The following is an 11,406-nucleotide window of genomic DNA, read 5'->3' as shown; positions in this document are numbered from 1 at the left end:
CTCGGCGAAGAACCTCGCCGAGCACGCGTTCGTCATCGACTGGATCCGCTCCCGCCTGACCCCGCTGTGCAGCGAACTGGAGATCCCGGGCACGCCCGTGCTGACCGCCACGAGCGACGTGTGGCACCTGGCCACCCCGATCACCGCCACCCTGCGCGACCCCCGCACGGACGCCCTGACGCTGGCAGCGGCACTGCACCCGACCCCGGCCGTGGCCGGCACGCCCACCGAGGCCGCACTCGCGGCGATCCGCAGCACGGAGGGCGACCGTCGCTTCTACGGCGGCGCCGTGGGGTGGTGCGACGGGGACGGCGACGGGGACTGGCTGGTGGCGATCCGCTGCGCCGAGCTCAGCGCCGACGGCAGGCGGGCCCTCGCGTGGGGCGGCGGGGGCATCGTTGCGGCGTCCGATCCGCAGGCCGAACTCGACGAGACCACCGCGAAGCTGCGCACGCTGCTCGGCGTGCTCGGCCTCTAGGCCGCCGCGAGTGGAGCAGGCCACAGTCGCACCCGTGCGGGTGATACCTTGACGCGGAGCGCAACGACGCCGGACCGGTTCCGGCACCGTCGCGCTCGACGAATGTCGGCTGCACACGGAAGCCGACGACGGACGATGGGGAGATGGGTATGGCGAAGTTCCTGGGCCCGGGCCTGGTCAGCGCGGCGATCGGCGCCGTCCTCGGCGCCGTGGCGGTGTTCGGGGTCACGGCGGCGGTTCAGGAGAACACCCGCCCGGAGGTCGACCGCAGCGGCAACGCCGATTCCTCCCTGCTGAACCAGGTTGAGTACGGCAGCCGCTGACGGCGCCATCCACGCGACGAGTTCACGCACTTCCCACGGCGCGGTGCCCCACCACGGTGGGGCACCGTCCGCCGACCCCCTCTCCAGGCGGTGGTTGTACGGGGCCGCCGTGGTGTCGCTGCTGTTGGCGTTCGCGCAGGCCCCCGGCCTGATCGTCGCCGACACCAAGTACGACCTGACCCAGAACCCCCTCGGGTTCCTCACCCGCGCCGCCCACCAGTGGAGCAGCCTCGCCCCGCTCGGCCAGGTCCAGAACCAGGCGTACGGCTACTTCTTCCCGCACGGCTCCTTCTTCGCCGTCGGCCAGCTCCTGCACGTCCCCCCGTGGATCACCCAACGGGTGTGGTGGGCGCTGCTGCTGCTCGCCGGGTTCTGGGGCGTGGTGCGGCTCGCCGAGGCGCTCGGCGTCGGCAACCGTGGTTCCCGGCTGATCGCCGCGGCGGCGTTCGCACTCTCGCCCCGCGTGCTGACCACCCTCGGATCCATCTCGTCGGAGACGCTGCCGATGATGCTGGCGCCGTGGGTGCTGCTGCCGCTCGTGCGCTACCTCGACGGCGACCGGGCGCTCCCGCACCGGCGGGGAGCACCGCAGCTCGCCGCGCAGTCCGCCGTCGCGGTGGCCCTCATGGGCGCGATCAACGCCGTCGCCACCGTCGCCGCGTGCCTCGTCGCCGGGCTGTGGTGGATCGCGCACCGCCCGAACCGGCGGTGGTGGCGGTTCACGCTGTGGTGGATCCCGAGTTGCGTCGTCGCGGTGCTGTGGTGGGTCGTGCCGCTGCTGTTGCTCGGCCGGGTCAGTCCCCCGTTCCTGGACTACATCGAATCGTCCGGGGTGACGACGCAGTGGACGTCGCTGGCGGAGGTACTGCGCGGCACCGGCAGCTGGACCCCGTTCGTCTCCCCCGAGCGCATCGCCGGCGCGGTGCTCGTCACCCAGCCCGCGGCGGTCCTCGTCACCGGCCTGCTCGCCGCCGCGGGCCTCGCGGGGCTGGCGATGCGGTCGATGCCCGCCCGGGGGCGGTGGGCGCTGATCCTGTTCGCCGGCATCGCCGGGCTGGCCGCCGGGTACGTCGGTGAACTCGGCTCGCCGATCGCCGAGCAGGTACGGTTCTTCCTGGATTCGGCCGGCGCCCCGCTGCGCAACGTGCACAAGCTCGAACCGCTGGTGCGGTTGCCGCTCGTGCTCGGGCTCGCGCACCTGCTGCGCCGGGTACCGCTGCCCGGCGCGGTGCCGTGGCGGCAGGCCCGGACCGCGTTCGCCCACCCCGAACGCCAGCCCATGGTCGCGTTCACCACCCTGATCCTCGTGGCGCTGACCCTCGCGACGTCGCTCGCGTGGACCGGCCGGCTCGCCCCGCGCGGTGCCTACGACGAGGTGCCCGGATACTGGCACGAGACCGCCGCGTGGCTCGACGAGCACACCTCGGCCCGCGGGGAACGCGCGCTGATCGTGCCGGGCGCCCCGTTCGGCAGCCAGATCTGGGGCCTGACCCGCGACGAGCCGATCCAGCCGCTCGCGTCGACGCCGTGGGCCTCCCGCGACGCCGTGCCGCTCGTGCCGCCCGGCGCGATCCGGGCCCTGGACGCGGTGCAGCGGCACCTCGCCGACGGCCGGCCCACCCCCGGCCTGGCGGCGACGCTGCGCGGCCAGGGCATCGGCTACGTGGTGATCCGCAACGACCTCGACCCGGAGACGTCGCCGTCGGCGCGGCCGGTGCTCGTGCACCGGGCGATCGAGGGCTCCCCCGGGCTCGTGCGGGTCGCCGAGTTCGGCAACGAGATCACCCGGAACTTCGAGGAGGGCTTCACCGCCGACTCCGACCTGCGACCGGCCTACCGGGCGATCGAGATCTACCGCGTGGACGTGCCCGGCGCGCCGGTCGGCCCGTACGCCGTGGACGCGGCGACCGTTCCCCGCGTCCAGGGCGGTCCCGAGGCTCTGCTGCGGCTCGACGACGCCGAGCCGGGGAACACCGGCCCCGCGCTGCTCGCGGCCGACGCGAGCCGGGCCGGCCTGCCCGTCGGCGACGTCGTCGTCACCGACACCCCCACCGACCGGGAGACCGACTACGGCCAGGTCGACCACCACAGCTCGGCGATCCGCGCCGCCGGCGACCCGCGGCGCACCTACAACCTCGTGCCGGACTACCCGGTGCCGGACACCGACCTCGTGCGCGCCGAGTGGGAGGGCGCGCGGATCAGCGTGTCCAGCTCCGCGTCGGACGCCACCCAGCTCGGCGGCACCTCCGTCGGCAGCGGGCCGGCGGCCACCGTCGACGGCGACCCGACCACCGGCTGGCACAGCAACGGCCTCGAGTCCGCGGTCGGGCAATGGCTGCAACTCGACCTCGACCGGCCCATCGAGGCCGGGCTGCTCCGGCTGAGCACCAGCCCCGGCGCGATCGGCACGCCGGTGAAATGGCTCGAGGTGACCACCGACCGCGGCAGCACCGCCGTGCGCATCGAGAAGCCCGGCCGGGAACAGACGGTGGCGCTGCCGCTCGGACGGACGACCTGGATCCGGATCACCTCCACCCGCACCGAGGACGGATCCGTGGGCAACCAGTTCGGGCTGACCGAGGTGGCGGTGGACGACTTCACCGACCGGGACAACCCGCGGCCCGTCGACATCCGGCAGCGGATCGTGCTGCCGGACGTCGCCGCCGGGGCCGCCGTGCGGGGCTGGAACCTCGGTCAGGAACTGCCCGGCCGCGGCAGCTGCGTCGACACCCCCGACCGGGTGCGGTGCGCGCGGGGCCTGGCCGTCGCACCCGAGGAGCCGAACGTCTTCACCCGCACCCTGTCGGTGCCCGACGCGACGTCGGTGGCGCCGCAGCCGTGGGTGCGGGGACGGCCCGGCCCGGCGCTCGCCGAGGTCGCCGCGTTGCCGGACCGGGTGGTCGCCCGCGGCGCCGCCGACGTCGTGGACCTGCAGGGCTCCGCGTTCGCCGCCACCGACGGTGATCCGCGGACGACGTGGACGGCGTCGGAGGAGGCGGTGCGGCCCGGGGCACCGCGACCGACCCTCACCCTCGACCTGCCGTCCCCGCAGCTGGTCACCGGCCTCGAGGTGGCGCCGAGCCCGGGACCGCTGCCGGCGCGGCCGACCCGCGTCGCCGTCGACCTCGGCAACGGCCCGCAGGTGCGCGATATCGAATCATCAACAGCGACAATCGATCTCGAACCATACGTCACGGACCGGGTGGTGCTCAGCCTGGTCGGCTGGGACGACGTGCTGGACCAGACCGTGCTCGGCTTCGCCAAGGTCGGCCCGCCGGGACTGGCGGAGGTGACCGTGCTCGGCCCGGACGGGCCGATCGGCCCGCAGGACCCGGTGTACGAGCGGCAGGTCACCGTCGGGTGCGACGCCGGGCCCGTGCTGACCGTCGACGGCCGCACCTACCGGACGTCGGTCACCGCGACCGTCGCGGACCTCGCCGCGGGGGTCGAGGTGCCCGCCACCCTGTGCGACGAGACCGTCGCGCCGCTGCCCGCCGGGCACGTCGACGTCGAGCTGGACCCCGGCCAGGCGTTCACCGTCGGGACGCTGCGGCTGCCGGTGCCCGGCGCCGTGAGCCCGCCGTCGCCCGAACCCACCGAGCTCGCCGTCGGCACCTGGACGGAGAACCTGCGCGAGCTCGAGGTGCCTGCGGCCGAGCGGGAGCGGATCGTCGTCGTGCCGGAGAGCACCAACGTCGGCTGGGTCGCCACGGCCGCGGACGGCACCGAACTGACGCCCGTGGTGGTCGACGGCTGGCAGCAGGGCTGGGTCGTGCCCGCCGGGGCCGGTGGCACCGTGACGCTCGAGTTCGCCACCGACCGCTGGTACCGCCTCGGCATCTTCGGCGGTCTGCTCCTGCTGCTGCCGCTGTTCGCGCTCGCGGCCTGGCCGCGCCGGCGCCCCGTCGCCGACCCGGGGCCGCCGCCACGGGTGTGGGGCAGCACCACCGTCGGCTTCGCCGGCGTGCTGGCCGTCGCGACCCTCGCGGCCGGGGCGGTGGGCGCGGCGACGACGATCGTCGCGGCGGTGGCGATCGTGGCGGTGGGCGCGCGCTGGGGCCGCGACGTGGCCGCCCGCACGCTCGTCGTCGTGACCGGGGCCGCCACCATGACGGCGATGGCGTTGCTGTCCACCGGGCCGTGGCGAGCGCCGGGCGGCTACGTCGGGCACTCGTTCGCGATCCAGTTCGCCGCGCTGTGCGGGCTCGTCGCGCTGGGGCTCGCGGCGCTGCCGGTCTCGCTCAGGGCGCGGCGGAGTCTGCGACGCGTTCTGCGGTGGTCGCGACGCGGCGCTGGCGGCGCCTGACCTCCCGGCGCACCGGCTCCTCGACGAGCGCGTAGCTGACCGACGCGACGGCGATGCTCAGCACCAGCGTGACCGCGAGCACGAACCAGAAGTCGCCCTGGAACGGGATGAGCCCGAAGACCGGGAAGACGATGGACAGCACCGCCAGGTGCCAGATGAAGATGCCGTACGACCATCGGCCCACGGTCAGCGCCGGCCCGCTCGCCAGGATGCGGTGCTCGGCGCGCGGCGCGAGGACGAGCGGCGCCAGCAACGCGAAACTCATGAGCGCACCGAGGAGGATCTTGCCGTTGTACTGCCACGGCTCGAGCGTCACGAGCCCCTCCGGCCCACCGAGGGACGTGGTGGACAACGCGAATGCGGCCACGGCGATCCCCGCCATGAGCACCCGGTGGGAGGCGAGCCGGTGCACCCAGGTCCGTTCGCCCGACACGAGTTCGGCGAGCAGCATGCCGGCGCCGAACCACGGCAGATAACCCGGCAGCCAGTTGTCGTGGTTGATGTGGCCCGGGGTGGGGACCGGCAGCCACGCCCACACCAGCGACAGCGCGCTCACGGCGAGCAGCAGCGGGACGCGGAACCGGGCCCGGTCGCCGCGCAGCCCGGCGAGCGCCGCGGCGAACAGCGGCAGCAACAGATAGAAGGCCACCTCCACGGACAGGCTCCACATCTGGGTCAGTCCCTCGGTGAGGCTCAGCGGCACGAACACCTGCACCAGGGTCAGGTTCGCCAGCCACAGCCGCCAGCCGCTGCCCGCCCCGGGCAGCAGGAGCAGCACGACGCACACCACCACCCAGTACGCGGGCAGGATGCGGGTGGCCCGCGACAGCAGGTAACGCCCGGCGGGCGGCGCGGCCCCGAGACCACGCGCGGCCGCCGCGTGCGGCCGCCACAACAGGAAGCCCGACAGCGCGAAGAACAGGGCGACGGCCAGGTCGAACCGGCCCCAGATGCGGCCGAGCACCGGATCGTCCACCGCCCCGGTCTGGAACGCCACGTGCGTGATCAGGACACCGACGGCGGCGAATCCGCGCATGCCCTCGAGCGCCGGCAGGAATCCGGAGATCGCGGAAGCCGGGGCGACGGGCGGGGTGGTGCTGGTCATCGAGGACAGTCTGCCCGGTGGGGTCGTGGCGGGGAAGCCGGGATCTCGAGTCCGCGCGGTGGCGCGCGCCGGGCGGCTGCCCTGTTAGTGTCTGGGCTCACGTGGTATTCGCGAGCCGGATGCCAGGCGATCCGTGCAGACCGGCTGCCGGTGGGGGTACTCGATGGAACCGTTGAGTGAGGAGACACAGCATGGCTGAGCGTTCGGGCTCGGGCCGGAAACTGGCATTGGCGTTGGTGGGCCTGGGCGCCTTCCTTATTGTCGCGGCGATACTGATCCCGACCTATACCGTCGGCAAGCTCGCCAAGACGCCGCTGGATCTCGAGGTGACCACGGTCGCCGAGGGCACCGGCGACATCCTCAACGCGCGGGCACTGCTGTCGGGGCGGGCGCAGGTCGACACCGACGTGCCGATCGTGGCGCAGCGGTTCGTCACCGTGGAGGAGCCGTCGGACGCCGACATCATGACCCTGCAGGCCGGCCAGACGGTCCGTCGCCTGGACATGCAGGGTGACACGGGCCTGGTCTCCGCCACCGTCGACCGGGTCACCGTGGACCGCGTCAGCGGCATGCCCGTCACCCAGGAGGAGAACCCGGACGCCGTCAGCACCATCCAGACCTCGGCGACGGCGCCGCCGGCGGAGATCCCGAACCGCGACGGCCTGCAGTACCGCTTCCCGTTCGGCACCGAGCAGAAGTCGTACCCGTACTTCGATCTGAACGCGCGCGAGACGTTCCCGATCGACTACATCGACGAGACCGAGATCAACGGCGTCAAGGTCTACCACTTCCGGCACGAGGTCGGGCCGATCGACCTGTCCACGGTCGATCCGTCGGTGCCGACCTACAAGCTGAGCCTGCCCGCCTCCACGTGGGGCGTCGAGGGCGGCGAGACGCCGGTGACCATGACCCGGTGGTACACCAACGTTCGTGACCTGTGGGTCGAGCCGGAGACCGGCGTCGTCATCAAGGGCCAGGAGCAGCAGTACCAGTACTACGCCCGCGAGGCGAACCGTCCCGAGGTGACGGTGCTGCAGGTGAGCCTGCCGTTCAACGAGGACACCATCGAGTTCCAGGTGGACCAGGCCAAGAACGGCATCGACACCCTCAGCCTCTTCGGTCGCACCGTGCCGATCATCCTCGGCATCCTCGGTCTGATCTCCCTGATCGCCGGCATCGTGCTCGGCCTGCGCGGCGGCAGCGGCCGCACCGGCCGTCCCGTCGCCGCGACGGGCGGCCCGACCGCCCCGGCCGGCCCGGCCCATGCCGCGCCGGGACAGCGCGACTGGACCAGCGACCGCACCGAGGAGATCCCCCGCACGGACGCTCCCCCGCAGCAGCGGGACTGGACCACCGACCAGACGCAGGAGATCCCGCGCACCGACCTGCGCAAGGAACCGCCGCAGCAGTAGTCACGAGCGCCGATGCCCCTCCCCGATCCGCTCGGGGAGGGGCATCGGCGTTTTCGTGGGCGCGCTCGTTCGGCCCGCGGCAACCGAATGTCACACGGGGTCAGTCGGATCGAACAGCTGTCACATTCGGCCCCGCGGGGTGGGCCGCGCGGACCGCCAGCACGGAGACCACCGTGGCGGTGACGGCCGCGACGGCCACGGCGACGAGCACGAACTGCCGGGTGGTGGACGCGACGGTGAGCATGAGGGTGGCCTCCACCGCGAGGCCGGCCCACGCGACGGCGGCGAGATGGGTGCGCTCGCCCGCGATCGCGGACAGCAGTGCCCCCTGCAGCACCGCCAGGCACGCGCCCTGCAGCGCGAACAGCCACAGCAGCGACTGCACCGGGGCGTACGCGTCGCCGACGAGCAGCGGCACCAGCGGCGCACACACGGCCGCCCCGGCGACGAGGACCGCGCCGATCCCGACGAGGACGGCCAGGGCGGACCGGACGGCGGCCGCGGACTGGGCGGGGTTGGCCATCCGCGGGTACAGCACCACCCCGACGGCCTGCGGCAGCCAGAACGCGACCTTCGTCGCGACGGCGCCGAGCGCGTACAGCCCGGCATCCTCCGGGTCGAGCACGGCGCGGGCGAGCAGCAGGTCCAGCGAGGTCAGGGCGATCAGCGCCAGCTGCACCTGGGAGGCGCGCAGCACCGCGGGCACGCCGACCGCCGGGGCGGCACCCGACTCCGGTCCCGCCGGGGAGCTCGACACGAGCGCGGCGGCCCCGGCCGCGACGAACCCGGTGCCGACCGCCCCGGCGAACAGCGCCGCCCCGGGCCCGCCGCCGGCGGCGAGCACCGCGACGGCGGGCACGACCTTCGCCACGCCGGCCGCGGCGAGGACGACACTGAGCGCGCCGAACCGTCCCCGCCCCTGCAGCAGGCCCTGCTCGGCGGCGAGCAGCACCAGCAGCGGCGCGGTGACGAGCGAGCCGAGGGCACCGGCGACGCTGGTGTCGAGGGCCCACGCGACGAGCGGCACGACGGCCAGCGCGACGAACCCGGCGAGGCCGGCGCAGCGGTACCCGAGACGGCGCAGGGACGCGGTGCCGGCACCGAGCACGGTCTCCCGGGCGACGACCGTCTGCAGCGCGAGCGCCGGCACGGCCAGCACCAACTGGGCGGCCAGCAGGCCGGCGAACTCGCCGTACCCCGCGGGGCCGAGCCACTGGGCGGCCGGCAGGTGCAGCAGGTAGGAGGCCAGGTTGGCAGTCATGGCCCCGGCGGTCACCATCGTCATCCCGGCGACGGTGGTTCCGGTGGCCGAGCGCGGCGTCTCAGGTCGCGGCATCGGACCATGGTTGCACGCCGCCGGGTGCGGGCGGCGAGGCACCGGATCCGGACCGGGGTGCCGGGGCGGGCTGGGTATTGTGCGGCCATGCCCAGGCCGGTGTCGCTGCGTCCCGCTGTCCCGGCCCTCTACAGCCTGGCCCTGGCGGTCGTGGTGCTCGGGCCGCTGCTCGTCTCCCCCGGTTACCTGCTGTTGCGCGACGCGGTGAGCACCCCGCGGTCCTTCCTGACGGATTCGGCGCTGGGTCTGACCGACGCCGCGGCGCGGGCGGTGCCGCAGGACGCATTGCTGGCGACGGCGAGTGCGGTGGTGGACGGCGGTGTGGTGGTGACGGCGCTGCTCACCGGCGCCCTGTGGGCGGCCGGTTGGGGCGGCGCCCGCCTGGTGGCGGTGCTGTTGCCGGCGGCCGGCCTGCCGGCGCGGCTGGTGGCGGCGACGGTGTTCGTGTGGAACCCGTACGTGGCGGAGCGGCTGCTGCAGGGGCACTGGAGCCTGCTGGTGGGCTACGCGGCGCTGCCGTGGACGGTGGTGGCGTCGGTGGCGGTGCGACGGGGCGCCCGCTCCGGGTGGGCGTCGCTGGCGGTGTGCCTGGGCGCGGCGGGGCTGACGCCGACGGGCGCGCTGCTGGCGTCGGTGACAGCGCTGGCCGTGCTGGCCGCCCCGGGCGGGCGGTCCCCACTGCTTCCCCGTCTCGCGGGCGCGGTGGCGCTGGCGACTGCGGTGGCGGCGCCGTGGCTGGTGGCGACGGCCCTCTCCGGCGGTGCGGGCGACGGGTCGGATCCGGCGGGGGTGCGGGCGTTCGCGGCGCGGGCCGAGCCCGCGCTGGGCACGCTCGGCAGCGTGGCGGGGCTCGGGGGCATCTGGAACGCCGACGCGGTGCCCGGTTCGCGGGCGACGGTGTGGGCGCTGGTCGGCACGGCGGCGCTGCTGCTGGTGGTGGCGTGCGGGGTGCCGGCGCTGTGGCGGCGCCGGCGCAACCCGGTGCTGGGGGTGCTGACGGCGCTGGCGGCGGTCGCGGTGCTCGGTCCGGCCCTCGCGGCGACGGGGACGGGGTTGCGGGCCGGAGCGTGGGCGATGGTGCACGTGCCGGGCGCGGGTCTGCTGCGCGACACCCAGAAGTGGGTGGCGTGGGCGGTGCCGCTGTACGCGCTGGCTGCCGCGGCAGGTGTCGGCACGGTGCGCGGGCGGTTCGGCGGCCGGGCCGGCGCCTGGGCCACGGCGGCCGCGCTGACCGTGCTGCTGGCCCTTCCGGATCTGGCGTGGGGCGTGGGCGGGCGGATGCGGCCGGTGCAGTATCCGGACGCGTGGCAGCGGGTCGCGGCGGCGGTGCCGGCGGGCGCCGGCGACGTGGCGGTGCTGCCGGCCGGAATGTTCCGGCGATTCGAGTTCAGCGGCGCCGCACCGGTTCTCGATCCGGCACCTCGGATGCTGCGCGCGGACGTGCTGCAGTCCGGGGAGCTGATCGTCGCCGGCGGCACCGTCGCCGGCGAGGGTCGGGGCGCCGCGGAGGTGGAGCGCCTGCTGCTGGCCGGGGCGGCGCCGGCCGACCTCGCTGCCCACGGCGTGGGCTGGGTGCTCGTCGAGCACGGCACGCCCGGGGACCTCGGCGACTCGGCCCGCGCGCTCGAGCAGCTCGAGCCGGTGTTCTCCGATGCCGCGCTGTCGCTGTACCGGGTGCCGGGGGTCGACGGGACGCGGTCGGACGACCGGACGGCGGCGATCGCCGCGCACGCACTGTGGGTGGCGGTGTCAGCAGGCGGGCTCGTGGGCCTGCTGGTCCTGCGACGGCCCGCCCGGCGCCGCGAGCACCACGGCGGCCTCCGCCGGGCGCGGGAACAGTCCTGAGACGCGGCGGCCCGCGGCCGTCGCGGCGAGCACCTCGTGCACCCCGTCGCCGGTCGCGGACCAGGAGAACTCGGCGGCCCGCACCCGGGCCTTGCCGCCGAGGGTGCGGCGACGATCCGCGTCGGCGAGCAGGTCGGCGACGGCGTCGGTGAGCTCGTCCGCGGAGTCGACGAGCACGCCGGTGACGCCGTCGATGATCGAGTCGGTCAGTCCCCGCGAGCTGCGGTAGCCGACGGTGGGCACGCCGTGCTGCGCGGCCTCGACGACGGCCAGCCCCCAGCCCTCCTTGCGCGACGGCATCACGTGCACCCAGGACCGGGAGAGCAGTTCGTGCTTGCGGTCCTCGGCGACGTGGCCGTGGAAGGTGACGGCATCGGTGATGCCGAGGTCCGCGGCGGCCGCGCGCAGGTTCCTCTCCCACCAGCCGCCGCCGATGACGTCGAGGTGCAGGCCGGGGACGCGGTCGCGCAGCGCGGCGACGGCGGCGAGGGCGTCCTCGATCTGCTTGTGCGGCACGAGCCGCGACAGCACGCACACGGTGGGGTGCGCGGTGCGGGTGTGTTCGTCGCCGGGCTCGACCCCGGCGGGGACGGCGTCGGCG

The 11,406-nt window shown here is 74.9% G+C and carries 8 protein-coding genes; 5 read left to right on the top strand and 3 right to left on the bottom strand.

What is annotated here, in order from left to right; translation table 11 throughout:
* From AIIKEEIJ_RS07370 to AIIKEEIJ_RS07360, 3 genes are all read left to right on the top strand, one after another.
* The coding region (locus tag AIIKEEIJ_RS07370; RefSeq protein WP_202916703.1) for a chorismate-binding protein at nt 1–478 on the top strand (478 nt) is incomplete at its 5' end.
* 149 nt (nt 479–627) lie between these two features.
* A complete protein-coding gene (locus AIIKEEIJ_RS07365) occupies nt 628–801 on the top strand; it encodes a DUF2613 domain-containing protein (RefSeq protein WP_006940271.1) in 174 nt (57 codons plus the stop codon).
* Between the two features lie 43 nt (nt 802–844).
* Nucleotides 845–5,107: an alpha-(1->3)-arabinofuranosyltransferase domain-containing protein gene (locus AIIKEEIJ_RS07360; protein ID WP_443217095.1), complete on the top strand. Its 4,263-nt coding sequence runs from the start codon at nt 845–847 to the stop codon at nt 5,105–5,107.
* Here AIIKEEIJ_RS07360 and AIIKEEIJ_RS07355 read toward each other — a convergent pair.
* Nucleotides 5,043–6,212, bottom strand: coding sequence for an acyltransferase family protein (locus tag AIIKEEIJ_RS07355; RefSeq protein WP_029546051.1), 1,170 nt, complete (start codon nt 6,210–6,212; stop codon nt 5,043–5,045). The two genes, AIIKEEIJ_RS07360 and AIIKEEIJ_RS07355, sit on opposite strands and share 65 nt — an antisense overlap.
* Before the next feature lie 191 nt (nt 6,213–6,403).
* Between AIIKEEIJ_RS07355 and AIIKEEIJ_RS07350 the strand changes: the two genes are divergently transcribed.
* Nucleotides 6,404–7,624: a DUF3068 domain-containing protein gene (locus AIIKEEIJ_RS07350; protein ID WP_029546053.1), complete on the top strand. Its 1,221-nt coding sequence runs from the start codon at nt 6,404–6,406 to the stop codon at nt 7,622–7,624.
* A 100-nt stretch (nt 7,625–7,724) separates the two neighbouring features.
* Here the strand turns inward: AIIKEEIJ_RS07350 and AIIKEEIJ_RS07345 are convergent, their stop codons facing one another.
* Nucleotides 7,725–8,960, bottom strand: a complete 1,236-nt coding sequence (locus AIIKEEIJ_RS07345) for a polysaccharide biosynthesis protein (RefSeq protein WP_029546055.1) — start codon at nt 8,958–8,960, stop codon at nt 7,725–7,727.
* Nucleotides 8,961–9,047: 87 nt separating this feature from the next.
* On the opposite strand from AIIKEEIJ_RS07345, the gene AIIKEEIJ_RS07340 reads away from it, so the two are divergent.
* Nucleotides 9,048–10,805: a hypothetical protein gene (locus AIIKEEIJ_RS07340; RefSeq protein WP_202916701.1), complete on the top strand. Its 1,758-nt coding sequence runs from the start codon at nt 9,048–9,050 to the stop codon at nt 10,803–10,805.
* Here AIIKEEIJ_RS07340 and AIIKEEIJ_RS07335 read toward each other — a convergent pair.
* Nucleotides 10,710–11,406, bottom strand: a 697-nt coding sequence (locus tag AIIKEEIJ_RS07335; protein WP_161995320.1) for a glycosyltransferase, incomplete at its 5' end; no start/stop codon positions are given. The two genes, AIIKEEIJ_RS07340 and AIIKEEIJ_RS07335, sit on opposite strands and share 96 nt — an antisense overlap.

Source organism: Rhodococcus sp. YH1 (assembly GCF_009939605.1).
Taxonomy (GTDB): domain Bacteria; phylum Actinomycetota; class Actinomycetes; order Mycobacteriales; family Mycobacteriaceae; genus Rhodococcus; species Rhodococcus aetherivorans.
Note: the sequence above shows the minus strand (reverse complement) of the source record. Positions and strands in the feature narration are given on the sequence as shown.

Bases quoted from the DNA above. Each gene is read 5' to 3' on its own strand.
- AIIKEEIJ_RS07340 (WP_202916701.1), top strand. From the start codon at position 9,048: ATGCCCAGGCCGGTGTCGCTGCGTCCCGCTGTCCCGGCCCTCTACAGC.
- AIIKEEIJ_RS07345 (WP_029546055.1), bottom strand. From the start codon at position 8,960: ATGCCGCGACCTGAGACGCCGCGCTCGGCCACCGGAACCACCGTCGCC.
- AIIKEEIJ_RS07350 (WP_029546053.1), top strand. From the start codon at position 6,404: ATGGCTGAGCGTTCGGGCTCGGGCCGGAAACTGGCATTGGCGTTGGTG.
- AIIKEEIJ_RS07365 (WP_006940271.1), top strand. From the start codon at position 628: ATGGCGAAGTTCCTGGGCCCGGGCCTGGTCAGCGCGGCGATCGGCGCC.
- AIIKEEIJ_RS07355 (WP_029546051.1), bottom strand. From the start codon at position 6,212: ATGACCAGCACCACCCCGCCCGTCGCCCCGGCTTCCGCGATCTCCGGA.